This is a genomic window from Paenibacillus sp. FSL R10-2788, from assembly GCF_038003885.1.
Classification (GTDB): Bacteria; Bacillota; Bacilli; order Paenibacillales; family Paenibacillaceae; genus Paenibacillus_AQ; species Paenibacillus_AQ odorifer.
This window is the reverse complement of sequence record NZ_JBBOQA010000002.1, coordinates 42969-68507: the sequence shown is the minus strand read 5'-3', so window position 1 is coordinate 68507 and position 25539 is coordinate 42969. Positions and strand designations below refer to the sequence as shown.

Sequence of the window (25539 nt, the reverse complement as noted above, 5' to 3'; positions counted from 1 at the left end):
GCTCTTTGGATTAGATTTAATGAAGCTCATTAAAATAAAAAGCGCCTTGTCCATCTTTCTCAAATAACAATTCTTCGGTCATGACTTCGACTGGATCCGACTTGGCCAACTGGCGGTACCGCAATCCCATTAATGCCACCGCTACCTCAATCTGGATCGACTTCGCGACATCACAGTCAACACTTTGACCGAGTAACTTGACCTTTATCCCTTCAGGCATCCAGTCAGGAAATTCATAGAAGGATGGAACATTTAGAAATGCGGCGATCTCGTCCGATCGAAAAGGCCGCCACATATTTTCTTCAGTCGGGTGCTTCAGGTAACTGGAAGTTACCTGATAGCGTTTATAGTTAGCTACAAAAGCTGATATTAATTTACTGTCCAATCCAACTAGCGTATGATTTTTGTCGCTTTTAATATTGTTATTGCCCTCTTTATGTAGAAGTCCATGCATGACCGTTCCTTCAATAGATCTCCACTCTCCTAAATCCCAATCCTTTCCGATGACTTGACCAACCGTCTTACGACGATGAATAGGAAGCTTAGGAAGCTGTGGCCATTCAAAATCGTTTTGATCCCGGAAGAATACTGCATACCCGCGTGTACGACTGGCCACGGATCCAATATCATAAGCATTGATGATCGTTTCATGCATAAAGGGGAAAAATGGTTGAAGTAACTTTTTAAGATGCATATAGGAAGTGCTCTTAAAGTAAGCAGGAACTTGTTCGATCATGACAGCTGAGGCACCACTGGCTAACACACTACGTGCGTAATGTGGCCCATGCCCCTCAGTAACCCCTTTGGCCATAACACCCAAGCTAGAATATTCAAAGCAGGATGGACTTAACCAGCAGACGTCCACTTCCGGAATATAATCGCTGTGCTTGCGTGTTAAATCTCCCAAGTACATACAGCCAGATTTGAAGTTGTGCATATAGGCATCCACGGCTTCAGGCCAAATGTCCATCCCACCTACAGCCTCGTATAATCCAGTGTCAACGGCTGCAGCTGTGGCAAACCCTGCTCCACTAGGGCCGGAATAAAGACGCAACTTTTTTAATTCCCCGCCCTGCAGCTGTGGCTTCCCGATAACAAACAAATCGAAGGAGCGTTCTTCACGAATAACAATCATGCCCTCGCTAATCAAGATATCCACTCGACTACGGGGTAAAAGTACCATCGTGATTTCCTCGCTATAGGATTCATACAAGGGACGCTCATAAGACCAGCTAGGACGCTTTCTCTTAGATATTTTGTGATTTGTCTTTTCAGCTGATACTCGCAAGATCACTGCATCCTGAGTCACAATCTGAGATATTTGATCTCCCACTTTAAAACCGGCTGCCTCTAGGGCAGACGGTTCAAGAAAAATCCTTGTATTTTTCCGGTGATATCCTGTCATTAGATTGCGAATAAGTTTTACGTTTTTGATTAGGATCACTCCTGCATTTCATTTAATGGATAGCTCTTGTTCCAGACTTGTATACCTTCATTTGTGAGATATTTAGTAAGTATTGAAGGATACAGCCCCATCCTTACGGGTTTCTCATCTATGGTGCATTCTACTCTTGGGATGCAAGAACCAAGCGAAACCACTGTAGTTCCCTCAACATCCCGGTACTGTGTGCATTCTCCCTCATCATTGATACTCACGGGGATCCTAAGCCACACTTGATTGTCCTTATCTCCCCATTGAAGGAGTCTAGGAAGCATCCGATGCGGACGATGGCCATCAGGCAACATAGTCTTCAGTTTGCATTCGAGCGCAATTGCCATTTCCTCAACTGGCCCAAAGATACCATCGTTTAATTCATGGGGGTCTTGACCGGGATGCAATTCAATTAGAAAATGATCTTCTAGAAATTCCCTCATGTTCATCCGGAAATTTAGAGGACAATCCATGATATGAAAATGGCGAATCTGATTATTAACGGTAACGGCTACATAAGGACCGGATCCGATATGGATATTTTTCATAAGAGTGATAATTCTCCGCCGGGACTTTAGAAGCTTCGGATATTCAGATAGGACAACTTCTGGGATATCCCCCCCTTTAAATAATTTCCTATACACAGCTAAAAAGTGAAAAGTCTTTTTTGCCTCTTCAGGACTACGAAATTTACTAATCAAGCCACCTTGATACTGCATTCCATTGGGCTGGATCAAATTGTACTGTCCCTTAGATTCACCTTTCGCTTTAACATCATGCACAGCTTTCCAATCCGGATTGGACATGAACATAGCGAGAGTCATTTCTTCCGGTTTCAGATTCTTCATATCTGTATTCATTAGCAACACTTCGTCATCGAAAATATCAAAGCTTATTTGCATAAGATCACTCTCCTGTTATTCGTAAACTTCTAGATCTATGTCGTGAACTGTAACTCCAGTAACTTCCAAACGATCCTGAATACAATTTTGCAGAGCCACTGTATCCACAAGCCAGTTGTCATGTTCTGGGGCAATATCCTCTAAATCAATCAGAACCTTTATCTTATTACGCATATTTCTTCCTCCCTTACTATGGTCATACGGAGCGTTGTTTTCGCCCGGGTTTTTCAATCATGATTTACAGCTGAATTAGATAGGACACACACGAACAGTACTTTTCGCGGGAAATCTGACCTAACTGATAGGAACTAAAAACACGGGCAATTGCGTATTCATTTTTAAGAGCCTGACTTTCTACACGCCAATTTTTTCTCATCTAAATCACTCCTTAATAAATTTGAAAAACAGAAAAATCATAAATGGGAACCTCCCCCCCTTCATCCGGCATCGTGGGCCGGTCTAGCCCGAGCGGCAATGAGCGGAATCCTTAAGGGGTAAGAACAAAGGTGTTACTTGCGAAGATCTGATTTCGTATGAACTTTTCAAGGAGCAAACATCCGTGTAACGTAGCCGTCATAGCCCGATTAACCATACCGGTTCTTGCCGTGCAAGGGTCTGCCCGAAGGGACGGTGTTCTCGCAGAGAAAAGCCGCCCTTGCACGGCAAGGTTCGGTGTGGTTGGCTAAAATGACGGATACGTTACGGTTTCGGATGTTTGCGGGAGAAAAGGGCAGGAGAAAACAGATCGCATACAACGCCGTGTGAAGCGCCCCGTCTGCCCTTCCTTCTTCGATTTCCCCCACTCAAAAAGGCCGGGATGAACTTCCCCGGCCTGCTCTTTACTTCTTTGATTTTCCCTTCCCTGCCCTTCTGTGCCACCGGGTACCCCTTTTTGCAAAGCAAAAAAGATTCGGAATGGAACAGTCAGGATGCTTTTCCCTGGCTGGTCGCTTTCGAATTTGCGGGGTGGTGGGGTTTCACAGCAAACAAATTTTTAAATCCTTGTCCCCATTTAGATGAAAATCCTTATATGAAATTACAATTGTTTAACTGCGCGTAGAAAACTTCAGAAGATTGGTGATACTGTGAAGCATAGTGTCAGTAAGGAAGTTGTCTAACAAAATGTTCCCAAATGAGTTCCCAGAATGAAATTGTTGAGTTATAATCACAACATACTACTACCAACTAAAAGAGCTTGGTAATCTGGTATTACCAACTATAAAATGCAAAAAGGCCACAATCTTGGGCAAGATCATGGCCAGTTGGCAGTAAATGTGAACGCTACTCTTAAAGGGTAGACAAAAGCATACCTTAACGAAAAAGCACTTCTAGCTGGCAGGCGTTAGTGCTTTTTTCGGTTACCTATATAAGAAGAGATTTTTGTAAATAATGAATGAATATCCTTTGTTAATCCAATGGATTGGCGTACCAGTTGGATAATAGCAGCGATATAGACTAGGTTCATGGACCCCACCTCCTTTCGACAAGGGAGCCGGTCCACATTTACGTACTACTAAACTAACCTAGAATGTAGCAGCTTGTAAACCAAAATTTTCCGATAATCAACGAACTTCGAAATTCGGTCTAGACCAATTTTTGATCATTGTCACATAAAAGACACAAACGGATTTCACTTGACTTTTAGAACAAAAAAAGATGCCTCATAGTGAAGAATCAGGGTAGAGTGGCCATGGATAATAAATGAACTAAGGGCATTATTTCTTTTGAGAATGGTTTACTTCGGGGAAAGAACAGCTTCAGCAGAAGGCAGTGTCGAGCAGCGGATTTGGGCTGCTTGGTACTGTCTTCTGCTATGTTTATTCAGATGTCCCGGCAAAGGGGCAGTTTAGTCCGGCTGCCCTGTTCTACACCTAGCAGCTTCCCCCATCCCCGCAGGGGGCTTGACCTTGTATTGTTTAAGGCGTGAAGTGGTAAGGTCGAAGCATAAAGAATTAAAACAATGTCATTTCATTCCGAGGGAATTGAGATAGCAGTTTTCTTCTGGTCTTTCTCTTTTGAGAAGGGTTTACTTCGAGAATATACATCGCTGGCCGCAGGCTGCCACAGAATTCCCGGTGTAACCGGGGTGGCGGGCGAAGGCAATTCTTTTATCAAGGCTACCGCCCCGAGGTGGTAGCTTCCTTTCGCCTTCAGGGTCCATTTTAGTGAAATTCTCAGGTAAAAAAAAGACACCACCAGCGTCTAACAGCTGATGGTGTCTTTCAAACTCCTTCCCTTTACTCTCCCTCCTTTTTTCAAGCTTTTATCATTTTTTTGGTGAAGGAGAAATAAAACCGCATCGCTTCAGGTTTCTTTTTAGCCATTTTCAAAGCCCGAAGTGCTGCTGAATGATAAGCTTGTTTATTAGTTGACATAATAACTTTCTCCCCTTTAGTAGCCTTATAAATACGATAATTGCTGTTTGATTTTCTTGATACGTTCACTCATTTCTTCCACATACAAAAACTCATATCGGCTCAAGGCTAACTTTGCATTCGCTCGGCAGACCTGCAGCTCGTACTCTAGCTGTTCACGGTTCTTATCACTTAGATGGGTTATCGTCTGCCTTGGTTCCATTTAGCACGCCTCCTTCGTGATCTTCTTGGTTAAGTTAATATAAAATAGTTCTCCGTGAGCATCAGGTGCACAGCTAATTTCAAATGAACTATCACTATCAATTTCTAAATGATTCACTTCTGTCTCGTGCTCCTTTGCATGTATTTGAAGCGCCAAATTTCCGGCCTTCTCTACATCTGAGGCTATTATGGCATAACTCAAAGCCTCATCACCTGCGCTATGATCGATGATTCTGATCACAATCAAGTTTTCATGTTCATTCATTTTGATTAGTGCTTTCGTGCTATTCAAAATGGATCTTGGGCCTTCGAACAACTCTATACCATCAGACTTTAATTTTTCTATTATTCTGCTGAGTTGATACTCTACACCTGAGAGCCTATGTTCTAACTCTTTTATGTATAGAGCTGTACAGTCAGAAATATATGCTTCCATTTGAACACAGGAAATATTTAGTATTTCTGTTCTAGTGAAAGTGTCATAAAATAAGGTTTTTTCAATAGCATCAACAATGTTACGAACTCCAAGCGCATGCTCTACAACGGCGTATACCAACTCTTTATAGATTTGGTAGTTAGATTTCAATTCCATAGTTGGTCTCCAAGGTTAAAGCCCTACGGCTATAAGTTAATTATCACAATGTGGTGCATTTGCAGGGTATAGGTCTGTTTGTATCCCCGCCTTCGCCAAAGCCCGACCGATCGCATTTTTTCGTTTCAAATCAAACTCATAGAATCTTTTTTCATCCACTTGAATCCAGATGCTATAGTATCTTGTATCCTCCTTGTCATAGATGATCTCCCCAATAAGATTGCCATCCAAGAAAATGTATCTTGTCTCCACACTAAGAATTCTGGACAATCCGCAATAATCGGCTATTCCCGATTTTCTTGCTGCCATATGTAAACCTCCTAATTTAATCTCTTCGAATTATGACTATTCTTCTTCTATTGGCCACACATCCACATGCGCTAGTGCAACACTCATCTTTTGGATTAACGTTTGACATTAAAATGGCCTCCTTCAATAAATTTGCTTGCATAATCTCAGTCCTCCCCCTAAAATCCGGCCTCGTGGGCCGATCTAGCCCGAGCGGCAATGAGCGGAATCTTTAATGGTCTTGCTGGTGGAAAGCGCAGTTCGCGCCGCTGGCGTACTGTGTGGAGCGTATGGGAGTTTTCAAAGAGCTAAATATCCGTGTAACGTAGCCGTCATAGCCCGATTTACCATCCTGGTTCTTGCCGTGCAGGGGTCTGCCCGTAGGGCCGGTGTTCTCAAAGAGATAAGCCGCCCTTGCACGGCAAGGTTCAGGGTGGTTGGCTAGGATGACGGATACGTTACGTTCCCCGGATATGTGCGGTTGAAAGGCGACCAGAAGCGCAGCACTCTAGCGGCATCCTCTCTGCGATGGCCACCAGCTGCCCTTTGCTTTGGCATAATGGCGCAGCCATGATGCTGCTTTTCCTTCACGTCTGGATTGATGCATAGCGTCAATCTAGGCAATTTGAGAGCCCTTACAGCTTTTCTCTTTTGAGAAGGGTTTGGCTTCATTGAAATACATCGCCCGGACTTAGTGGATTGAGACGGCATTTTTTGCCGACGAAGACCACTATGGCCACGCTTGTATCCGCAGGCACCGCCCGGGGCGGTGGCTTCCTTTGCATTGTCCTTACTCCAACAAAAAAAGCCTGACAGCCCATGAGCTGCCAAGCCAATTTATAAATGCCATTACCATTCCCATTTAGGAAGCCCTTCGACAATCGCCCCGTCACAATCCAAAACTAACCACATACAATCATTTTCGTTAGCCAGCTCGATGAGTGCGGCTAAGTCCTCGGGGATATCGGACCTTCCTGGATCAACATGCACCCAATACCCGTAAACTCCTTTTGGGTATACACTGATTCCGGAATACAACGATTTTGTAGCATCACGAAGAAATGTATTTGTTTTTTCCTGTATATGTTCCGTTGATACTTCCATGTATTTATAAATTGGTAACTTCAGAGGTACCGTCCGAAACTGTTCAGCATAATGTTTTTGTTCGTGAATCGTTATAAAGGCATTTCCACTCTCGTCCATTTCAGGTATACGAATAAAGGGACGATCCTCGCTATCCTTCCCCGTAACTTCGTCGTTACCCCAATAAGTAACCGTAATACCATAATCATTTTTCATCATGCATAGTTTCCTCCTTATTTGAACTCTTTCTACGAGTGTCAATAGCTCAGCTTCAGCATCATCTAGTTGCAATAATGGCAACACACCCAAATCATTCAAATCTCCCCCGAATGCGTCTGGACCTTCCCAAGAACTATCCCATACCGATGACAGATTTCCATAAGCCACAGCAAGCGCACGTAACGCCTCTTTTTGTTCGGATGTAACAATCATCAAAATCGCTCCTTAGTTGTCTTTTTTTTGAAATATGATTCGTGATCTATGTCTCAGAGTTAAAAGCCCCCGGTCCCGGTGAATCCGGGTCCGGGTCGCCTTGATGGCTAAGCCGCCTCTGATTGTTTTTGCTGCTCAATTTGCTTGATGATTCGTTTAGCAGTTTCTTGAATCGTTTTTCCTGAATCCATGATCGCCGTAGCATCCTTCGATCCGTTCCACCCCGCAACATAACCAAAACTATATTCGCTGGTATCAAAGCCAAAATAAGACAAAACTACAAAGGCTGTTCCCTCGGCTTCTACTTCACGTACACCTCGTGATTGATTTGTCTCTTTGTGCAACAAACCATGTGCCATTTCATGTACCAGTGTTTTGCATTTATGTAGGGAGGCTAACCCCTTTTTGACTGCAATTGATTCTGTACTGTAATCAAAATATCCCTTAACTCCGTTATCAAGCTTTCTTTCCTCGACAGGGAAAGGACAAGCCGCTTTAAGTGTTTGATAGAACCCTCGAAGTGTTCCTGTATCCATAGACAGTTCTTGGATGAGGCTAGGCAACTCTTTTCCATGGGTTTGACTAACGTCATATACCGGAGCAAGAAACCATCCTGTACGCTTGGTTTCTTCTTCTTCCGTCTCATCATTCCTCACTTTTTTCTCAATAGGAGCCCAAATTCTCAAACTGGTTTCCCCTATTTTCACACGGCGCCCCAAGGAATTCCAAAACTTCATATTGCCGATCTGAGAGGCATTCGGTTTCTGAAAGTAGATAAGCATCATATTTTTGAAAGAATAATTGTAGAATTTCGATTGAAAGAGCAATAATTCTCTCCATGCGTCAGAGGAATACACCATAGATACGCCCTCTTGCAATAGGCTAGTTATTTCTTCGATTCTGTTTTGTGTCTGCATCAAAACCACTCCTTAGATGTTAGTTAATAAGACCCAACAAATTCACGACGGTCATTGTATTCATCAAAACAATACGAACAAGATTTTCTAGCCATTCGGTAGTTTCCCCCTTGCGAAAGAGCAAGGGCTTTTTCGTAGGCTTCTGCTTCATCTTTACAACGAATGAGTTCCATATCACAGCCCCCTAGCATACATTTTTCAGTGGAGACGACCCATGATTCTTCTCCATTACAGTAATAAAATGGGAAGGATGGCGCTTCAACTTCCCCATTTTCGACTTGCTCTAATAACGATAATTGAATGGATACACTCAGACTATTTTCCATAATTATTCTCCCTGCTTCGTATATTTGTTTGAATATGGGTTCAACTCTATCTCCGTAGCCCAGACGATAAGTTTTATTTCTCTTAAATGTCGCTTAGTCCAAATATTCAGAAGAACAAGAAGAACATGCTCTACCAATCTTTTGTTCTCTACCTTGTCTTGTAAGTTTCATTGCTTTCTCATACGCTGCCTTTTCATCATCACAAATAATTAGATTCGTATCACATCCGCCAATGTGACACATTTCAGTAGCTACTACCCAAGCGCCTTCTACGTCAGAATAATAAAATGGGAAATTAGGTGCTTCAATTTCTCCACTCTCGATTTTTTTCCGCATAGATTGGTTAGTATCTTCTTCCTTGTTAAAATTCTGCTCTGTATCGATTGAATCATTAAATACTTCTTTTTGTGATAGAGGATATCCGAGTGCTTCAAGAGCAATCTTTCCTTCATCCTCCATAACCTTAGGAGGAATGGGAATCCTATCAATATTTAGATTCCAATCATGATTTGCTGGATCAGCATAAAATTCGAGGGCAACATTTTTGTTTTTGATGACTGTAGCTTGTTTTTCAATAACTGAGATAAGATCATCGAAAGCGTTGATAATTTCTGTAATAGAAAACACCTTTTTCTTATCACTACCTCTTAATATCTCTACTTTTTCTTTAATGGCACAAACACTCTGATTATTTTTCATGATTAATCCCCTACTTCGTATATTTTGTCATCCTAACGTGCCAACTATTTCAAAACGATTTTGTAGATTAGTTGTAATATTCAGTAGCGCAGGAATGACAAGGCATACCTATCTGTTGCTCCTTGCCTTGTCTGGTAAGCTCCATTGCTTTGTCATACGCTGCCTGTTCATCGTCAAAAGGAATCAGGTTCGTATCACAACCGCCAAGCGAACACATTTCCATTGGTACTACCCATGTCCGTAATTCAACGGAATAATAAAAAGTGAAATTGGGTACTTCAATTTCTCCGTTTTCCACTTGGTGCCATAATTCAGAATGGATTGGTTCTTGCCGATCTTCACATTCTATTAATTCGAAAGATTGTATTTCCCCACTACCGTTCTGACTCATTGATAAGCAACGCTCTAAGACTTGAGCAATAGAATTGGTGATCTCACGTCTACCGTCTTGAAACGTGCATAAGAAAATAGGTTCATCGACGTTAATATCTTCTCCGCATTCAAAAGCGGATTCTTCCTCGTTTATTTCGTCTTCCATAGACTCCATAAGATCATTCTCAAATTCGCAAATATCATCGCCTGTCCAAAACTCAACCTGAAGTTCCACACCATCTATTACATAACTAGCCACAATAAAATTTTTCCAGTCCTCATGAATAAAACTGACAACCTTAGCAGTTTCCACAGAAATCAACCACCTTTTCCAATTTTTTTGACCCTTGACCTCCCCCTCATCCGGCATCGTGGGCCTGTCTAGCCCGAGCGGCAATGAGCGGAATCTTTAAGGGGTAAGAACAAGGGTGTTACTTGCGAAGCATCTGATTTCGTATGAACTTTTCAAGGAGCAAACATCCGTGTAACGTAGCCGTCATAGCCCGATTAACCATACCGGTTCTTGCCGTGCAAGGGTCTGCCCGAAGGGACGGTGTTCTCGCAGAGAAAAGCCGCCCTTGCACGGCAAGGTTCGGTGTGGTTGGCTAAAATGACGGATACGTTACGGTTTCGGATGTTTGCGGGAGAAAAGGGCAGGAGAAAACAGATCGCATACAACGCCGTGTGAAGCGCCCAGTCTGCCCTTCCTTCTTCGATTTCCCCCACGCAAAAAGGCCGGGATGAACTTCCCCGGCCTGCTCTTAGTCTCTTTTGTTTTTCCTTTCCCTTGTCCTTCCATGCCACCGGGTACCCCTTTTTGCAAAGCAAAAAAGATTCGGATTGGAACAGTCAGGGTGTGTTTCCCTGGCTGGTCGCTTCCGAATTTGCGGGGTGGTGGGGTTTCATGGCTAAAGTATTTTGTTAATTAAGGTACACTCTTGAGTCTTATCAACATAAGTCAATTAAGATAAGGAAAAACGATCGCTTTAAAATAACAAACAAATATTTATAGACATCATCATATTTTTATAAAACTGCAAAAAAAAAAAATGGGGAAACACCTTCTCTTAGCTCGCTTTCATTTTTTATGGGTTGTGGGATATCGTGGACAGAACAGAATGTAGTCAGAATGTTATGTTAGAATGAAATGAGGGTACTAAATAGGAAATGAAGTAATAAGTTTTAAAATGACACATCTATATGTAGAGTTAAGTGAAATCAAATTTCCAAAAGGATTAAGAAAGAATAAGGAAGAATAAAGAAGTAGAAAAATCAGACTCATTGAATTATAATCTGTTTATTACAAAAATGATTTGACCAACTAAATCAACATTAGTTACACTTCTACCAATTAAAAAAGCTGCGATCCTCGCAAGATCGCAGCCCAATTGGATCTACATGTGAATCCTGATTCTGTTGAGTAGTAGTCAGAAATAACGAATACGATAAGAGCACAGTTGCTTGGCGGCCGCTAGTGCTTTTTTCGTTTGTTAAGATATTCAGATATCTTCACCTGAAGATACTTGAGTAATTTGACTAAACCTAACTCCTTTGCAAGTCCTAAGACTGCAGTAGCCAACAAAATTAGATTCATAATACCTACCTCCTTTCAAACAGAAGCAGGTATCCAAATGTAGGCTCCGTTAGATAAAAATAACCCAAGATATTGTGTTTGTAAACAGTTTTTAGACAAACCCGCGCGGGGCTTGAGTTCCTTAAATCTTCTCCACAAATCATCCTCAGCCTGTCCATTAGTAATCCACAATTCATCCACAGTTAAGTTAAAAAATAATCATAATAAATACATTATTCGTCCATAAAATGTTAACTTTTGTAGATTAAAAGGCCTTTCTCAACCAGCAAAATATATGCTCAGTAAGGGGCAACTAAAGGACATTAACCATGTGCTTTAGCTGCCCCCTTTTACGTAAATGTCAATGTTTAATATTCTGCTGAAGATAGAAGAAGAAAACCGGATTAAGAGTAATTAATTAGATCTGAAGGACCAAATAAATATACCCCCTTGTAAAAGTCCAGGATTATGGCAGCGTGCCGTTTCCATGGGCTTTTTTGTTGTGCTCCCGAAGGACAGCGCAGATCAAGAGAACGGAAACGGAGGTCTTCCGTCTACGCCGGAAGCCGCGGCCTAGGTGTCACTTGCCGCAGCCCGGCAAAGCTTATCAGGATGCTTGAGCCTGTCAAGGATTTGCCGCTGCGCGTTCCTCCATGACAGGCAAGTTCCCTTCCTCCAAAGACCGGTTACACCGGCCCCCGGAGCCTCTAAGGGAACTACGCATGTAGCTTATTCATGGATGTTAGCCCGGCCTGATAAACATGTGCCAAGCGGCAAGCATACCGGCCGCAAACACATTCTAAGCAAACGCTAACCCCAAAGGCGTGAGGTTCTTAAAGGCCTTACCCCATAAAGAAGGAGAAAAATGAAAATGGTAACCGACAACTTTTACAGCTCAATGATTGGAAAGCACTTTAACCAATTGGAGGTGAAGTTGCTTTGCGCGCTTATAGATCAGCGAATCCAGTTTAGATTACCGAGCTATATGCTTCGAAAAAGATTGGTTGAGCTTATACACGCAATCAATGAAAACATGGTGGCCAAAGTGCAGAAGCAAAAAGAGGCTGAAGCGAAGATATTGAGGGACTTGCGGGCCTACCCACTAAATCAGGATGAATGTTTCAATTTCTCCGTTGTCCTAGATTCAGGTGTATTCTGCAAAGTTGATCTGCAGCGTAATGAAATCAGTTATACAAGCGCTGAAGGGATTACAGAAACAACGGTAATCAGTTATGTTACCCAATGGCAAGGTAATCGCTACATACGCTATATCAAAGGAATGGAAGCTACCGAGGGCATGAATAAACTGTATTCACTCACAACCTATGAAGCCCCGGTGATATCCATCAATAGCGTTACCGATGCACATAACCAGGCCATATTAGAGTTACTGTTAACCGTGACTGATCAAGAAAAAAGCATTCTCGAAGAAAAAACATGTCCGAATTGCTGCTATAAAAGAGTGTCCCCAATGCCGGGTTCTTTTGTTTTGGCCAGTGGGGATTCTATAGAACCAGCACCACGCCGAAAATACCAGCGGAGATCAACTGTTATCCCAACCAGACCTCTACAGAAAATGGTTCAGTACCAGTGTGAAAAATGCCAAACGGTATTTTATCTCTAACGCATTGTACATTAAGGGAGGGTTTAGGTATGGATGTAGAAATCAGCGCGGAAAGTAAACTAGATCGGATGAAAATTGAGATGGAGACATTAAGAGCAGAGCTTAACCAGTTGGGTTTGCACGCCAACGTTTTATCCGTTACGAAGGTGCTGGAGGTATCCGAGCGACTTGATTCGATAATAGTAGAGTACCTGGAGTTGAAGAAGCATTCTAACTACCGCTGATGTCAGAAGAAAATAAAATATTAGACTGACGCTACTTCCATTCTAAAGACTTCACTGTAAAAATACCGATTCGGACAGTTTCATTATTGAAATCTAGTATAAGATTAGTGACATTATTGAAATGGTACTATTCATCAGGGTACCCGTCGTTGAGGCAAAGAATAAATAAAATAACCAAAAAACTAGTATAGGGGGATGCTAATGATTCCAGCACAATTAAAAGATATATTAGTAGGAGCTATTGAACTTGCCGAGAAAGGAACATACAAGGATATAAAAGAGCATGATCTAAATGGTGAGGAAAATATTACAATAGATTTATTAAAATCAATTAAAATATTTTGTTCCCAAGCCATTGAGAAGTACAAAGATACTGTGGAAAATTCCACATTTGAAGTTACTACAAAAGATTTCCCCAAGACTACAATGGAGCCTGAAGTTGGAGCAGATTTCGCTATTACTGTTCGCAAATATCTTCTTAAAAATGATGTAACAATCCCTAAATTAGTAAAGAGTATCTTAGTTCAAGCAAAGCTTCCGAAGAATCCCGATTACGGAAAACTAAAAAAACAAATAAGAGATATGAATGATTTTACTAAGGAATCATATGTAGCTGTATATGATGATGATCAAGTATATATAGTGAAATCGATTGATGTAATCAACGCAGATTATCGTGTAAAAAAGGTACCACTTAATAAAAGACAATCGCTTAGTAAGTTTTTCTCAGATATATTTGAATGTCGGAAAGGTGAAATTGGTTTTGATGCAAGAGGTATAAAACCGGAAAAAGATTTATTTTACCATACTCCAATAGGCGAAACATTTATAGATCATTTGGATTTCACTATTAAAGAGACGATCAGGGACTAAATTGCATTAGTCATAAAAAGATATGTTGTCCAACGACACTTGCCCTCTTCTGCTCATTTTTAGAATTGTAAGATCCATTTCTCAAATGCAGAATCTAATACGAGGAACGATAGCCGTACATATAAGTAGAATAAAAGGAGCTGCGCATTAGCAGCTCCTTTCTCATTCCTTTCCTAGATAGTGTTCAAGTATCATCCCTCTTATTACTTAACGAACGAATAACGGTTGTTTTTCACATCATAACCAAGTGCAGTATCAAAAGATCCATTCTTCCCACCCTTAAATCCTTCCAGTTTGTCGGTCTTTCCCTGCTTCAGTATTTTTTTGATTTGAGCTGAAGGAATGGCGACACCTAATAAGGTCTTCCCAATCTTAAATTTGCAACCAGATTTAAAATCACTGCAACCATAAGCACTACTATATTCCACGACAGGACTCTTACATATTGGACATGGCCCTAAACTCTTATCCGCTGCTTGCGGACTCCGTGTCTCGATCTTATCCTTATTTAATTTCAAGAATACAGAATAGGGTCCCTTCTCACTTGGAAGTTCTTTGATCTCTACTTCTTTGCCACTCAGAAGGCTCTTGGCCACCTTTGCATTCAATTCAGTATTACGGAAGGACTTCCATATGGTAAACTTACACCCTTCTCTCCAGCCACTACAGCCAAATCCTTTACTGCCTTCAACAACTGGTTTCCCACATGCAGGACAAGCTCCAAGGCTTTGATCCTCGGTAGTCGGGAACCTGGTGCTGATTGCACCGTCTTTTAGCTTCAGGTACATATCATACGCAGGCTTACCCTCTTTCCCAGGTATATTCTTCAGCAAGATTTCTTTGTTCAGCAGGAGATCGGAGGCTTGTTTTGTTTTTATTGTTACTCCGCGAAAGTTCTTCCATATAGCAAAAGAACACCCTTCCTTTCTACCACTACAGCTGAAGATCTTAGGGTATTCAATCACCGGCTTACCGCAGCTCGGACAGACACCGATCTCTTCGAGATTATCAAAAGCATGATCACCAGTTAGAGTTTTCACCTTCAATACCATTTTATCTTTACTCGCCAAGATATCATGCGTGAGCTGTCGGAATTCATTCAAGAGATCCGCAACGGGTCTTTCTCCTCTTTCAACCTCAGCCAACTTCATTTCGAACTCACCAGTAAGTTCTATGCTTGCAATCGGATGATCATAGACCATTTCCATGAAGGATCGGCCCTTTTTAGTCAAATACACTAAGTTCTTTGTGATCTCGATATACTCCTTCCCAACAAGGCCTTGTACAATGTTGGTCCGGGTTGCTGGCGTTCCGATCCCTTTATCTTTAATCTGCAGCAATATTTCTTCATCCACGGTATCATCTACAAATTTCCCTGCATTCTCCATTAGCTTTTCAAGCTCATCGTCATTAAGTCTCTTCGGTTTGCTGGTTTTACCCTTCCCCAGCTCAGCTAGATTGGCTTTAGAACGACTTCCTTGATCAAGTATTGGAAGCTGTTTTATAGAAGCTATATCTTCTTCTGGCTGCTCTTCCGCATCTGGCTTCAGCAGCTCACGCCATCCTGGTGTGAGTATGCTCGTAGCCCGTGAAATGAACGTCTCTCCAGAAACCGTAGTTAAAATTTCGGTTTCTCGGTCAACTCCATCCGGATAGTGGGCTGCAAGAGTATGCCGGAGTATTAGTTCATAAAGCTTTATTTGATCTACCGTCAAAGGTTTCTCCTGCTGCCCTGGATCTTTGGCCGTTGGCACAATGGCATGGTGGGTTGCAGCCTTCTTATTATCCACAAAATGAGTGTTGCCCTTCAGACTGCCGATAGATTCCGGAAACAGAGCAGCATTCGCACTTGTCTCTTTAAGACTTTTCAAATGCTTGGCCAGCTCGTCTGCTTTGTTTTCAGACAAGTGACGGCTATCCACACGAGGGTAAGACACAAACCCAGCATCATAAAGCTCTTGCAGAACATCTGTGGTCCGAACGGTACTAAATCCTAGCTGCTTACGTGAGGCTGTCTTCAGTGCTGAAGTGTTGAGCAGCTGGGGGGCCTGTCGTTTTTTTTCTTTGGAAGTAAATCGAGTGACTTCTCCAAATTGGCCTATAATCTTTTTCTTCATTACTTCAGCTTGGTCTATTTCTTCAAAACGGTTCTTAGTTTCAGAGAACCACTGCCCCTTGTAATTTCCCTTTTCATTATGAAATTCGACATTGAGAGTGTAAAAAGGTTTGGATTGAAACTGGTCAATGGCTAACTCACGATCGTATACCAACCGAAGGGTCGGGGTTTGGACGCGTCCTGCTGATAGATTAGCTTTTCCTCCTGTAGCATCTTGGGCTACCAGAGAAAAGAATCTGGATGCTGTGAATCCTAACCAATAATCAGCATATGATCTTGCTCGGGCAGCGTCTCCCAAAGTATCCAGCTCTTCTGAATTCCGGAGATTATTCATCCCGGCCAGAATGGTAGGCTCCGTAAGATCATCAATCCATAGTCGTTTAAAACTCCGATTGAAGCCGCATTGCTTTAGAATAAGTCGCCCTATGTATTCTCCTTCTCTTTCCGGATCTGTGGCCAGTACAACTTCCTTACTTTGATTGATCAGTCCCTTTACAGTCTCGAATTGCTCTTTCTTCTTCGGGTCTACTTCAGTTTCCATTGTATGAGGGATGATCGGAAGAGCATCCCACTTCCATTCCTTATATTCCGGATAAGCATCTGGCGTTTTTAAATGTATTAAGTGCCCAATTGCCCATGTCACCACATCACCATTCTGTAGTATAATGTGGCCACGTTTTTTTGAGGCAATCCCCAATGCCTTTGCTATGTTTTCTCCCATATCTGGCTTCTCAGCAAGAATAACTCGATTGTACATATTATCAGACCTCCTTATTTATCAGGCTCTAATCTTAATTCTTCTTGAACGGATTTATAACCACGCCCTTATCCTTACCTGTCTCCTTTTCATGAAGGAAAGGGAGCTTAGTCTCTTTTTCTTCAGATACTTCACTTGTCTCTTCAGTAACCTCAATTGCAGAATTTTTTTGTGTATCAATCGGATTTCGATCACCGTAATGCGTTCTGTAGTTAGCCTCCAATATTTTTTCTAATTCTTCTTTTTCATCATCATTTAATTGGGGTATACGCTCAAACCATGTTTTTTCTGAATATAACTGCCTTGAATTTGTATGTTCTTCTTCAACTTTGGCTGGTAAATCCTCTTTGGACTTCATTGGTTTAGACAAATCGGGACTAAACTTCGGTAGTTTAGTTGCCTCTTTTGGAGGAAATGGATGCTTTGTATTAGCAATTACAGAACCAGGCTCTTCTAACATAGAATCTGTATTTGGATCTGGATCTCTTACTTCCTCTTCTTTATGAGTCGCATTTTTAATTTGAACCTCGGGCTCTGCAGGTGGTTCAGTTGCTAACTCAACCTTATAGGGTATTTCTGTAGCCACAGTTTTGAATTCGGGATGATTACTCTCTTGAGACTCATCTTCTGGTTTTATTTGGCTTAGTGTAGAGGAAGACTGAGCCGCAAACTCAACTTCATTGGGTATTTCTGTGACTACTGTTTTGGGTTCGTAATGACTACTCTCATGAAATTCTTCTTCCGGTTTAGTTTGACCTAGTGTAGAGGAAGACTGAGTTGCAGATTGTTGAAGTGCTATCTGAACGAGATCCAAAATACGATCAAAGAATGCTAACAACATTGATGCAAAGAGAATAGCCTGAAATAGAAAACATCCAATTATTGTAATCGGACTATGTGATAGCACATAAATCATTTGAAAAATCATAGCCAAAAAATGAGCACCTATGGCAATAAAAAAATACTTTTTCTTCGTCAGTAGTGGTAATATCCCAAACCAAAAGAAACCGTAAAACACTGCTCCGGATAATAGAAGAAACAGTATAGAAAGCATTGGCCCCTTCATGAAAATAGATATTGTAGATATAAGCAGTAAACTCCCAGTAACAATCACCAGCTGCGTGAAGTTTTTCTTATTTTTGGGTGAGAGAAAATGAAAGCTACCCATTAAAACAATCATTGCAAATACTTCTAATAAATTGAGAAAGGCAAGCATAAACCGTAGATCTTCAAGGGCTGAGTCTTGGAACATTCGCAAAAGCATGAAGATGGCATATACCAAGAAACTGATCCCAGTTGTTGAGACAAGAATAAGATATTTTTGTGTTTTCCACCGCCGAAATAGCATATAAGCTACCATAAAATAAATGAGTAAAATAGCATTAATCAGCAATAGAGGTGCAAGTTCTCCGTGATTCTTAAACATAATGATCCTCCGTTATAAAAGGGTTTTTAGCTTCTTAGCTGCATTAGAATAATCGGTTTCAAACTGACTTTTTTCAATAGCAGCAGGTTATTCATATTTCAGTTCAGAAATAATCCTAAGTCTACCAAATATAAAACCTTTTCCTCTCAACTGAATTCTTTAATAAGATTAAAATTAAAATTAATATCTTTAAAAAGATAGATCGAAGCAATTTAAGAGAACAGTATTCGGAAGAACACTGCTTTCTACCATATATTTAGTATTTAATTCGTTCTAGCGGCGGTTCGTCTCTATTTTTTAGTTACTAATTTTGTTTAAAATGAATTCCATCTAATCTTTTTTAGTTTCTCGGGCGAATGCGGTTCCTTCTAGGCCGTTCATATTGGCTCTTATTTACAATGGGCTTCTTTTGACCTCTACTCGGCCGATTTTCTTTATTATTCATAAATATTAAATAATATAAAATTACTAGTACAACTGCAACGAAGAGCAAAAACATATCAATTTCTCCTTCCGGTACATATCTACCAACTCCCGATTTTGTGTCAAAGTCATTCCTTTAGTTTTTCGGTATTTGCAGAGATATAGAAGCTTAACCACTATCTATTAAATGATCTCAGCATTCACCTGAATTGGAGTAGACTTTTCTCTAAGCCAGATATATATAGATTGTGTTTCTTCTATAGTGCTGCTTCCCAAAAATTCATCAAGGGTAATGGTTATTGATTTTTCATCTAGATACTCTTGCAATAGCAATGGATTAATATAAAAGTAGAACTCCCCAAATTGGTTGAATGAGGCTAATTGGATTTGGGCCTGATTAAAATTGTAGTTATTCAAAGAGTTAGATTCCCTTCTGTGAAAGCTATTTATGACTAATACACTCTCCTTATTCAATATGTATTCTGCGGATCCTACTATTTATTTTATTAAATTAGTACGACCAACGATTTGCACGGTTTCATAATCTATTGGATATGCACCTCTGCGAACGAGAGCTTTGTAAAAACCTTCAACCATACCCACTACCATGGTAGTGTAACTATGCTTTTTGGCTATTTGGTACGTGATATCCATTAATTTCAGTACAATTCCAGTACCTCTTAATTCAAAAGGCAAAAAAAGTGTATCCAAAGCAACCTGTCCTGGTCCTTCCTCATCTTTATCAAATATTGAGAAGAAAAGCATCTTAAAATTATCCATTTCTACTGTTTGCCCACGTATTTCTATTCGATTATCCTCAAAATCAAGGGTGTACTTTAACCCGTATTGATTTTCTAATGTGTCCAAATAAGTTATTAATTGATTTTCGATTTCTTTTAGAATAATTTGCATAGTAGACATTCATATTCACCCTCATTCATGTATTTATTAGATTCTGTAGTTTGACTTAAGATCACTATTTTCCGTCCCACAAACAATCCTGCACTTCAACTTTCCCTGTGGCCTCCGCTGCTATTTGAACCAGTTTAATATGCTTTTCTTTCTCTTCCTGAGTTAAACCTGAATTATAGATATTAGTAATCAATTGATGTGTAGCAGCAAATGGACTTTCGTTCTCGCAGATAGTTTGTTCATAAAAATAGTGACTCTCTTTTCCCGTGATGATCCCATCCTTTAAAAGCTGTTGTCTCCACTCCTTGACCGTTTCCTCATATTTAATATCAATTATTTCGTACATCTCATCGATTTTTTCATGATATAAAACATGCGGTAAATATACATCTTCCTCAATACCAAGTTCGTTTTCGATGTCAGTGAGAGCTCCGCTTTCATCAGTGGCTACACCGCGTAATTTTCCGTAAAACTTCATAAGGTATTCCAATTCTTCTATGGTCTTATTCATTCGTAATCACCCTTTCAGATTAATTGACTCAACGGCAGCCGTTACTTTTCCAATTCTTTGATTATCTGTCTCGCCACCCGCAGTAAGATCTTCTCCCTATCTGCCATTGGCTTACCAGCGATTTGATCTTTCAACCACTTGTTCTCATTTCTGAGTTCTACAATTTCTTGTTCTTTTTCAAATAGCAGCCTTATAACATGTTCATTTTCCTTACTCAATCGCTCATATAGTTCTTTATAGTATTCTTCCAGTAAATTCACCTTCTTTAACTTACACAGATCGATACTTATGGCCAACTACAGGAATAACAGCACCTACTTAATAAGCTACGATATCTATCATCTATTGTTATTTTCATATTCCTTTACTCGTCTGTAGAAAGTAGTCCTTCCCATACCCACCATTTTCATAGCTACAGTAGCCGTTATGCTCCCTTCCTTCCATTGATTGTACGCATGCAAAAACTGAGCATTGATTCCCTTCTTCGGTCTCCCAAAGGTTACCCCAGCTTTTCGGGCAACATCGATACCCTCTGCCTGCCGTTGCCGATTTTTCTTGCGCTCTTGCTCAGCCACATAAGCCAGCATGCTAAGAAACTGATCTTCCAGCAGTTTTCCCAGATCCCCCATGGTCTTGAATTTCCGACTATCGAACAAGGTTTCATTATCCAGACAAACAATATCAGCTCGGACTTCCCTCGTGATATATTTCCATTCAGCAATGATGCCGTCATAATCACGACCTAGCCTATCCAGCGCATCCAGATACACCAAATCCCCTTCTCGGATCATCATCCGCATGGCTTGATAGCGTGGCCGCTCAAAATCCTTGCCACTTAGCTTTTCCACAAAAATAAACCGTTCCTCGATGCCCAACTCCCGAAACTTCACAAGTTGCCGTTCCGGGTTCTGATCTTTAGCCGATACCCGTCCATATGCTATTTTCATTGCCAGAAAACTCCTTATTATGTTTCAAAATGTGCCTGTTATTTTCGGGATGTTCCTAAAGTAATTATACCACATTTACGAACACTATAATAGGCGTTTTTAAAGTGTCCACAAAAGCATGCTTTTACGGTCATTGAGAATTTCCAAGTAAATAATCGCCAGCGTTGCATATCCGAAAATGAAGTTTCCCCCTGCTTGACTACAAAGTATCGACATCGAAATTCCCAGAACCGGAAATAGTTCCTCTACAGGATGCGAGAATAATTCTATGTCAGCTGCTAAATTCTTGATTGTCACCTGAAAAGTCCATTAGAAATGGAAAAAAGCAACTCTTGCCAACCAATAGCTGGCGAGAGTTGCTTTTTTATTTCATTATCCTAACGAAAATGCAATCCAAACTACAGGGCACAATTAAGTCACACCGAATTATTCTAAGGGGCTTGAAAGTTTAGCAAATGCAGGTTTGTCAAATCTATCTCCTTGTATGAGCCATTTTCCGTTTTCATTAAATAAAGTTAAAGTCCCTTGTAACGGTACTCGATTACTTTCCTTATTCTCCTGATCCAATAAGATAAGGTCAGCTGTATAGATCAATTCAACCATATCTTTTTTCTGATTTGAAACCGTAAATTTTAGATTTTCTGATGTTACCGATGCCTGTTGTGCTTCTGCTACTTGTAATACCATAATTGTGTAGCGCGTATCCACGGCTTTTTCGGAAAAACCTTCTGTAAAGAATGATTTCATTTCTTCAGTTCGCTTTTGAATTGACTCTTCAGACAACAATTCATCAGAAGCTGTAACATTGTATTCTATATTCTTGTATATTTCGGCAACCTTAATGGCTTCATTTACGGCTTGTTCATCTGAAACAGAAGATGAGGGGTTCTGCGTAGCTGCTTGCGGTTCTCTTGTTGCTGCTTCTTCATCTGGAGCGACAGATGATGTGGGCGAGTTACCTGAAGCTGCGTTCGGGTCATTTGTGGGTGCTGCTTGACTGCATCCGGTCATTAGGACTACAGATAGCAGAGTCAAATAAAATAACCATTTCACTTTCTTCATTGTCTTAATTCCTCCTCCTTTTAGGATAACCTTACCATATATTACTTATTTCATCCAATTTAGTTCCGTAAATTTAAAGGTGGCTAAAATTTTTTAAAGTAACTGGTTGTATTTTTTTCTCATGAGATCTCTTTACTTAGTACAAGCACGATCAACTTCGGTTGACGTTCTTGAAACTAAATTGTATAGGAGAGATTACAATGGCTGAAAATCCATGTCCGGTCTACGGTAATGGTCACCACATGAAACCTTCGGGGTTGTCGCCCCGGGTAGTGGACCAAAATGGGAATAATGTTTCTGAACTTGCTGGCGGTTCTAAATACGAGTGCACGGGTTGTCATGAGTACATGATTGTAGCTGGGAAGCCTGATTACGGCCCTGGTTGGGCAGTTGATCATTATGTAACTCAGGGTGGCGTCATTTCCGCTCAAGGGCAAGCTGGGGTTTGGGTATTCACAATTAATAGAAGCTATCTTCGATATACTTCAGCTTCTACATTACCGGGGTACCTGTTCGTTTATTAAACTAATTTTAAAAAAAGCAACTTGTTCTTTCGAGAGCAAGTTGCTTTTTTTTTTTAGATTATATCGTCAATCGAATAGATGGTATAATAAAATGGGAACATTTGTTCTATTTAGGTTGTTTTTTTCTCCACTTACATCTCTTTATATAAAAAGGAGGGATTACACTTGTTAAGGAATGATTATCCAGAAAATAAAGAGGATAAAGATATGACCCTAGAAAAAAGATTTGTTGGCTATATATCGAGTCTGCTGCACTATAACTCAATTTATTTTGATAAAAAGAATAGGAAACACAATGAGCGCTTTTCAATGGTCTTGGATGAATCCGATTACTTGAATCATCCCGCCGAAAACAGCGTTGAATATTCAGATAATTTCTTTGAAGAGTTAGAGAACCAGATTAGCGATCCTTCTCTGTATGCTGCGTTTATCAACCTCACTGAGCGAGAACGCGAAATACTAAACTTTTCCATCGTACAGAATATGAAGGATAAAGAAATTGCCAATAAGTTAGGCGTATCTCAGCAGAGTATTTCTAAAACGAAAAAGGTTGCCTTAAAAAAATTACGAGAATCGATAAATAGAAAGGAAGGGAAAACAGATGGATGATGTTCCGTCCTGGGGACAAATCATTGCGAATGTTGGATTTCCGATAGGAGTAACTTTTTATTTGCTTATTCGATTTGAGAAGAAAATAGATGTACTGAGTGAGACAATGGGCAAACTCATTGAAGCTATTAAAAACAGTTCAACAGGAGGTCGAAAATGAACCAATTCCATTTATATGAATTGATCGCACAAGCACAAGAAAATGACAAGCAAGCTATGATGGAAATTATCTATAGATTTGAACCCAAAATAAAAAAATCATTGCATCAAACCAGTTTTCAGAACCGGGATGATCTAAAGCAGGAGTTGATAGTCAAATTTATTGAAGTGGTTCATACTTTCAGTTTAGACGATGGGAAATTAGAGGTGATTTCCCAATGACATACGTTCTTATTTCTGCTGGGCTATTAGCTATTTCTGTTCTCTCAGGAGTGCTGATGAATTTTAAGAGTCAGTGGATCATTCATAATCATTTTAAAATTGTAGCGTTAAATATGAGTGTTCTGCTAACTTTTACGGTTATCGAACTCATTCCCTTAGCAGTTGAGTTTTCACATGTTGGGCTTATTTTTATTGTTCTGGGAATTTTAATTCCCCTTCTCTTTCATCATAATGGACATAAACATGAAGAGGAACAGAAGTCGAAGTTGTCTATCAAATTCATGATGATGGGTGCATGCATCCATAGCTTTGTAGATGGAATGATTATAGCTACTGGATTTCTGGTGGATGAACATACGGGGATTGTGATAATTTCATCTATGCTTCTACATAAACTCACAGAAATAATTATGTTCTCGCTAATATTGTGTACGCTGGTTCGTGATTCATTCAGGCTGATTATGTATTTAGTCAGTTTGAGTTTTTGTACGATATTAGGGATGATGGTTACTGCTGGTTTTATTGGCAGGCTTGAAAATATTGAGACCATTTCAGGTATAGCCATTTCACTTTCTGCTGGCATTTTCATATTTATGGCGCTAACAGCACTATCCAAAGTTGTGGAGTGTTCCAATTTAAAATATGCAAACTTCTATCCTTTTGTCGGCTGTGCTCTCTATTTTGGTCTTCATATCTTTCTCCATTAAGCTGATAATAAAATCGATTTATGAATGTCTATTCTAAGGGGTCCCCTTCAAACATCAACGGTTCCTCTTCTTACGTATACTTTGTATAGAAAAGACAACGAAATGAAAACTAATCAAGGGGTTCTGCTACATTCATTATCTGAAAGAATCTGCCACAGGATGGAGATTTTTGGTATGCTATATAAGAACGCCTAAACTCTTTGTCGAAGGAAGGATTTTGTTGACTAAAACACTGGATGATCTCGTCACCTCTATAGCAGAATTAAACGCAGCCGATTTTCTAAAACTCCTTAATCAGTTGAAAGACTTGGAGCCTTTACAAGTTCTACTTGATACTGTACCAGAACCGGACCGAACAATGACACTTGAGAAGCTCATTACTTTTGCCCAGAACGATATCAAACCACTTAACAGAAGTACTACTTCCCCCTACCATTACGCACCACCTTATTCCCGGTTTGATCTAGTGAACTGCTACTTCACCGGAATCGGGTATGAATGGGATGCTAAACATATAGCTCTGGTATGGGATGTGTATCCACAATTGGATTCCGTCATGGTTATTCCGACCACCAGCAAAACGAGAACCGAATCAAAAAATGTGTTCTCTGTAAACAGCATCCCCGGACTGCGTGGCGGCAAAGAAACGACTCTGCTCATTAGTGATATGACTCGAGTTTCCCGCAAACGAATTGAACCCCTTGATCCCTATCGTCATCCGAAAAAAGGGTTGGTTCCAATTCGGTTACCGGCATCGTGGGCAGATCGTATCTTGTCCGGAATTGTGAGTACCTATGCCGGCGAATTTACATTTGAGGAATTCTTGAAATTTAAAGCTGGGGCTGCCATGGTGAGTGATCTGCGTATACTGAAGGAGAAACGTTTTTATGCCATCCGGGGAAAAGTAGATCCGGTAAGCAATATCCTTCATTACCATGCCTGGAATAAAGTAGACCAGCAACAGATCCAGCTCATCATGCCTCGCTTTACAATAATGAAAGAGATTAAAATGAAGCTCATTGATGATCTATTTTCCGACATTGAGCAGGTTCGCGTTCATGCGGAAGCGCATTATTATGACTGGTATCATTACAAAAAATCAGAAAAATCGCCGACACCTTGACGTCTTTATATCATATGATATAATAAATGTACACGATATCCCCGGTAAGGGGCGCAAGACGAATTACTTTATGGTGATTTACGATATCCCCGGTAAGGGGTGCAATAACACAAAAAGGAAGAGTGGGT

The 25539-nt window shown here is 40.5% G+C and carries 31 protein-coding genes; 9 read left to right on the top strand and 22 right to left on the bottom strand.

Translation table 11 applies throughout. The features are described from left to right. Positions 1 to 16: 16 nt before the first annotated feature. The 13 genes from NSQ50_RS31380 to NSQ50_RS31320 form a co-directional block, all read right to left on the bottom strand. Positions 17 to 1444, bottom strand: a complete 1428-nt coding sequence (locus NSQ50_RS31380) for a DNA cytosine methyltransferase (protein WP_036684989.1) — start codon at positions 1442 to 1444, stop codon at positions 17 to 19. Beyond that, on the bottom strand, positions 1441 to 2334 hold the full coding sequence (locus NSQ50_RS31375) for a hypothetical protein (RefSeq protein WP_036684991.1): 894 nt from the start codon (positions 2332 to 2334) through the stop codon (positions 1441 to 1443). The genes NSQ50_RS31380 and NSQ50_RS31375 overlap by 4 nt, the downstream gene beginning before the upstream one ends. A gap of 15 nt (positions 2335 to 2349) precedes the next feature. After that, complete coding sequence (locus NSQ50_RS31370) at positions 2350 to 2508, bottom strand: hypothetical protein (protein WP_155986593.1); 159 nt, start codon at positions 2506 to 2508, stop codon at positions 2350 to 2352. Positions 2509 to 3676: 1168 nt separating this feature from the next. Further along, entirely contained in the window at positions 3677 to 3799 is a 123-nt protein-coding gene (locus NSQ50_RS31365) for a hypothetical protein (protein WP_256717941.1), read from the bottom strand. Positions 3800 to 4734: 935 nt separating this feature from the next. Continuing rightward, the gene (locus NSQ50_RS31360) at positions 4735 to 4911 is read right to left on the bottom strand and encodes a hypothetical protein (protein ID WP_155986570.1); all 177 of its coding nucleotides are present in this window, start codon (positions 4909 to 4911) and stop codon (positions 4735 to 4737) included. After that, positions 4912 to 5502 carry a hypothetical protein gene (locus NSQ50_RS31355; protein ID WP_036683957.1) on the bottom strand — a complete coding sequence of 197 codons (591 nt, stop codon included), beginning with the start codon at positions 5500 to 5502 and terminating at the stop codon, positions 4912 to 4914. A gap of 36 nt (positions 5503 to 5538) precedes the next feature. After that, on the bottom strand, positions 5539 to 5811 hold the full coding sequence (locus NSQ50_RS31350; RefSeq protein ID WP_036683959.1) for a hypothetical protein: 273 nt from the start codon (positions 5809 to 5811) through the stop codon (positions 5539 to 5541). Between the two features lie 420 nt (positions 5812 to 6231). After that, positions 6232 to 6414, bottom strand: a complete 183-nt coding sequence (locus NSQ50_RS31345; protein WP_143768016.1) for a hypothetical protein — start codon at positions 6412 to 6414, stop codon at positions 6232 to 6234. A gap of 225 nt (positions 6415 to 6639) precedes the next feature. Further along, positions 6640 to 7305: a DUF5983 family protein gene (locus NSQ50_RS31340; RefSeq protein ID WP_036683421.1), complete on the bottom strand. Its 666-nt coding sequence runs from the start codon at positions 7303 to 7305 to the stop codon at positions 6640 to 6642. Positions 7306 to 7412: 107 nt separating this feature from the next. Beyond that, positions 7413 to 8222: an ArdC-like ssDNA-binding domain-containing protein gene (locus NSQ50_RS31335; RefSeq protein ID WP_051491288.1), complete on the bottom strand. Its 810-nt coding sequence runs from the start codon at positions 8220 to 8222 to the stop codon at positions 7413 to 7415. Positions 8223 to 8245: 23 nt separating this feature from the next. Further along, positions 8246 to 8548: a hypothetical protein gene (locus NSQ50_RS31330; protein WP_036683423.1), complete on the bottom strand. Its 303-nt coding sequence runs from the start codon at positions 8546 to 8548 to the stop codon at positions 8246 to 8248. A 93-nt stretch (positions 8549 to 8641) separates the two neighbouring features. Further along, positions 8642 to 9247 (bottom strand): hypothetical protein, encoded by a 606-nt coding sequence (locus NSQ50_RS31325; protein ID WP_036683425.1) that lies wholly within the window; start codon positions 9245 to 9247, stop codon positions 8642 to 8644. 67 nt (positions 9248 to 9314) lie between these two features. After that, positions 9315 to 9932 (bottom strand): hypothetical protein, encoded by a 618-nt coding sequence (locus NSQ50_RS31320; RefSeq protein ID WP_036683428.1) that lies wholly within the window; start codon positions 9930 to 9932, stop codon positions 9315 to 9317. Positions 9933 to 12057: 2125 nt separating this feature from the next. Between NSQ50_RS31320 and NSQ50_RS31315 the strand changes: the two genes are divergently transcribed. The 3 genes from NSQ50_RS31315 to NSQ50_RS31305 all read left to right on the top strand — a co-directional run bounded on the left by NSQ50_RS31315 (position 12058) and on the right by NSQ50_RS31305 (position 13913). After that, positions 12058 to 12816, top strand: a complete 759-nt coding sequence (locus tag NSQ50_RS31315; RefSeq protein WP_143758615.1) for a hypothetical protein — start codon at positions 12058 to 12060, stop codon at positions 12814 to 12816. Positions 12817 to 12845: 29 nt separating this feature from the next. Continuing rightward, the gene (locus NSQ50_RS31310) at positions 12846 to 13040 is read left to right on the top strand and encodes an aspartyl-phosphate phosphatase Spo0E family protein (RefSeq protein ID WP_036681473.1); all 195 of its coding nucleotides are present in this window, start codon (positions 12846 to 12848) and stop codon (positions 13038 to 13040) included. A gap of 201 nt (positions 13041 to 13241) precedes the next feature. After that, complete coding sequence (locus tag NSQ50_RS31305) at positions 13242 to 13913, top strand: hypothetical protein (protein ID WP_036681476.1); 672 nt, start codon at positions 13242 to 13244, stop codon at positions 13911 to 13913. A gap of 203 nt (positions 13914 to 14116) precedes the next feature. On the opposite strand, the gene NSQ50_RS31300 is transcribed toward NSQ50_RS31305, so the two are convergent. The 9 genes from NSQ50_RS31300 to NSQ50_RS31260 all read right to left on the bottom strand — a co-directional run bounded on the left by NSQ50_RS31300 (position 14117) and on the right by NSQ50_RS31260 (position 22067). Continuing rightward, a complete protein-coding gene (locus NSQ50_RS31300; protein WP_036681478.1) occupies positions 14117 to 16786 on the bottom strand; it encodes a DNA topoisomerase in 2670 nt (889 codons plus the stop codon). Between the two features lie 34 nt (positions 16787 to 16820). Next, the gene (locus NSQ50_RS31295; protein ID WP_036681480.1) at positions 16821 to 18212 is read right to left on the bottom strand and encodes an MFS transporter; all 1392 of its coding nucleotides are present in this window, start codon (positions 18210 to 18212) and stop codon (positions 16821 to 16823) included. Between the two features lie 606 nt (positions 18213 to 18818). Next, complete coding sequence (locus tag NSQ50_RS31290; RefSeq protein WP_036681483.1) at positions 18819 to 19052, bottom strand: hypothetical protein; 234 nt, start codon at positions 19050 to 19052, stop codon at positions 18819 to 18821. An 81-nt stretch (positions 19053 to 19133) separates the two neighbouring features. Next, positions 19134 to 19556: a hypothetical protein gene (locus tag NSQ50_RS31285; protein ID WP_036681484.1), complete on the bottom strand. Its 423-nt coding sequence runs from the start codon at positions 19554 to 19556 to the stop codon at positions 19134 to 19136. A 55-nt stretch (positions 19557 to 19611) separates the two neighbouring features. After that, positions 19612 to 20058 (bottom strand): hypothetical protein, encoded by a 447-nt coding sequence (locus tag NSQ50_RS31280; RefSeq protein WP_036681486.1) that lies wholly within the window; start codon positions 20056 to 20058, stop codon positions 19612 to 19614. 41 nt (positions 20059 to 20099) lie between these two features. Beyond that, on the bottom strand, positions 20100 to 20318 hold the full coding sequence (locus NSQ50_RS31275; protein WP_143758616.1) for a hypothetical protein: 219 nt from the start codon (positions 20316 to 20318) through the stop codon (positions 20100 to 20102). Between the two features lie 78 nt (positions 20319 to 20396). Continuing rightward, the gene (locus tag NSQ50_RS31270) at positions 20397 to 21005 is read right to left on the bottom strand and encodes a recombinase family protein (protein WP_036681489.1); all 609 of its coding nucleotides are present in this window, start codon (positions 21003 to 21005) and stop codon (positions 20397 to 20399) included. A 99-nt stretch (positions 21006 to 21104) separates the two neighbouring features. Next, positions 21105 to 21302 carry a hypothetical protein gene (locus NSQ50_RS31265; protein WP_143758617.1) on the bottom strand — a complete coding sequence of 66 codons (198 nt, stop codon included), beginning with the start codon at positions 21300 to 21302 and terminating at the stop codon, positions 21105 to 21107. A 129-nt stretch (positions 21303 to 21431) separates the two neighbouring features. After that, a complete protein-coding gene (locus NSQ50_RS31260; protein ID WP_036681491.1) occupies positions 21432 to 22067 on the bottom strand; it encodes a hypothetical protein in 636 nt (211 codons plus the stop codon). A 200-nt stretch (positions 22068 to 22267) separates the two neighbouring features. Here NSQ50_RS31260 and NSQ50_RS31255 point away from each other — a divergent pair, with 200 nt between their 5' ends. From NSQ50_RS31255 to NSQ50_RS31230, 6 genes are all read left to right on the top strand, one after another. Continuing rightward, positions 22268 to 22591 carry a hypothetical protein gene (locus tag NSQ50_RS31255; protein ID WP_036681493.1) on the top strand — a complete coding sequence of 108 codons (324 nt, stop codon included), beginning with the start codon at positions 22268 to 22270 and terminating at the stop codon, positions 22589 to 22591. 165 nt (positions 22592 to 22756) lie between these two features. Beyond that, positions 22757 to 23200 (top strand): sigma-70 family RNA polymerase sigma factor, encoded by a 444-nt coding sequence (locus NSQ50_RS31250; protein ID WP_036681494.1) that lies wholly within the window; start codon positions 22757 to 22759, stop codon positions 23198 to 23200. Then, entirely contained in the window at positions 23193 to 23360 is a 168-nt protein-coding gene (locus NSQ50_RS31245) for a YvrJ family protein (protein ID WP_076099531.1), read from the top strand. Before NSQ50_RS31250 ends, NSQ50_RS31245 begins: the two co-directional genes overlap by 8 nt. Continuing rightward, on the top strand, positions 23357 to 23581 hold the full coding sequence (locus tag NSQ50_RS31240; protein WP_036681496.1) for a helix-turn-helix domain-containing protein: 225 nt from the start codon (positions 23357 to 23359) through the stop codon (positions 23579 to 23581). Before NSQ50_RS31245 ends, NSQ50_RS31240 begins: the two co-directional genes overlap by 4 nt. After that, entirely contained in the window at positions 23578 to 24288 is a 711-nt protein-coding gene (locus NSQ50_RS31235; RefSeq protein WP_036681497.1) for a ZIP family metal transporter, read from the top strand. Before NSQ50_RS31240 ends, NSQ50_RS31235 begins: the two co-directional genes overlap by 4 nt. Positions 24289 to 24508: 220 nt before the next feature. Next, a complete protein-coding gene (locus NSQ50_RS31230) occupies positions 24509 to 25411 on the top strand; it encodes a hypothetical protein (RefSeq protein ID WP_036681499.1) in 903 nt (300 codons plus the stop codon). The last annotated feature ends 128 nt before the right edge of the window (positions 25412 to 25539 follow it).

Excerpts from the sequence above, each read along its gene's own strand:
- NSQ50_RS31300 (WP_036681478.1), bottom strand. The coding sequence starts at position 16,786 with ATGTACAATCGAGTTATTCTTGCTGAGAAGCCAGATATGGGAGAAAAC.
- NSQ50_RS31335 (WP_051491288.1), bottom strand. The coding sequence starts at position 8,222 with ATGCAGACACAAAACAGAATCGAAGAAATAACTAGCCTATTGCAAGAG.
- NSQ50_RS31235 (WP_036681497.1), top strand. The coding sequence starts at position 23,578 with ATGACATACGTTCTTATTTCTGCTGGGCTATTAGCTATTTCTGTTCTC.
- NSQ50_RS31330 (WP_036683423.1), bottom strand. The coding sequence starts at position 8,548 with ATGGAAAATAGTCTGAGTGTATCCATTCAATTATCGTTATTAGAGCAA.
- NSQ50_RS31285 (WP_036681484.1), bottom strand. The coding sequence starts at position 19,556 with ATGTCTACTATGCAAATTATTCTAAAAGAAATCGAAAATCAATTAATA.
- NSQ50_RS31325 (WP_036683425.1), bottom strand. The coding sequence starts at position 9,247 with ATGAAAAATAATCAGAGTGTTTGTGCCATTAAAGAAAAAGTAGAGATA.
- NSQ50_RS31350 (WP_036683959.1), bottom strand. The coding sequence starts at position 5,811 with ATGGCAGCAAGAAAATCGGGAATAGCCGATTATTGCGGATTGTCCAGA.
- NSQ50_RS31315 (WP_143758615.1), top strand. The coding sequence starts at position 12,058 with ATGAAAATGGTAACCGACAACTTTTACAGCTCAATGATTGGAAAGCAC.
- NSQ50_RS31355 (WP_036683957.1), bottom strand. The coding sequence starts at position 5,502 with ATGGAATTGAAATCTAACTACCAAATCTATAAAGAGTTGGTATACGCC.
- NSQ50_RS31340 (WP_036683421.1), bottom strand. The coding sequence starts at position 7,305 with ATGATTGTTACATCCGAACAAAAAGAGGCGTTACGTGCGCTTGCTGTG.
- NSQ50_RS31360 (WP_155986570.1), bottom strand. The coding sequence starts at position 4,911 with ATGGAACCAAGGCAGACGATAACCCATCTAAGTGATAAGAACCGTGAA.
- NSQ50_RS31260 (WP_036681491.1), bottom strand. The coding sequence starts at position 22,067 with ATGAAGAAAGTGAAATGGTTATTTTATTTGACTCTGCTATCTGTAGTC.
- NSQ50_RS31365 (WP_256717941.1), bottom strand. The coding sequence starts at position 3,799 with ATGAACCTAGTCTATATCGCTGCTATTATCCAACTGGTACGCCAATCC.
- NSQ50_RS31305 (WP_036681476.1), top strand. The coding sequence starts at position 13,242 with ATGATTCCAGCACAATTAAAAGATATATTAGTAGGAGCTATTGAACTT.
- NSQ50_RS31295 (WP_036681480.1), bottom strand. The coding sequence starts at position 18,212 with ATGTTTAAGAATCACGGAGAACTTGCACCTCTATTGCTGATTAATGCT.
- NSQ50_RS31245 (WP_076099531.1), top strand. The coding sequence starts at position 23,193 with ATGGATGATGTTCCGTCCTGGGGACAAATCATTGCGAATGTTGGATTT.
- NSQ50_RS31255 (WP_036681493.1), top strand. The coding sequence starts at position 22,268 with ATGGCTGAAAATCCATGTCCGGTCTACGGTAATGGTCACCACATGAAA.
- NSQ50_RS31370 (WP_155986593.1), bottom strand. The coding sequence starts at position 2,508 with ATGCGTAATAAGATAAAGGTTCTGATTGATTTAGAGGATATTGCCCCA.
- NSQ50_RS31270 (WP_036681489.1), bottom strand. The coding sequence starts at position 21,005 with ATGAAAATAGCATATGGACGGGTATCGGCTAAAGATCAGAACCCGGAA.
- NSQ50_RS31310 (WP_036681473.1), top strand. The coding sequence starts at position 12,846 with ATGGATGTAGAAATCAGCGCGGAAAGTAAACTAGATCGGATGAAAATT.
- NSQ50_RS31375 (WP_036684991.1), bottom strand. The coding sequence starts at position 2,334 with ATGCAAATAAGCTTTGATATTTTCGATGACGAAGTGTTGCTAATGAAT.
- NSQ50_RS31240 (WP_036681496.1), top strand. The coding sequence starts at position 23,357 with ATGAACCAATTCCATTTATATGAATTGATCGCACAAGCACAAGAAAAT.
- NSQ50_RS31280 (WP_036681486.1), bottom strand. The coding sequence starts at position 20,058 with ATGAATAAGACCATAGAAGAATTGGAATACCTTATGAAGTTTTACGGA.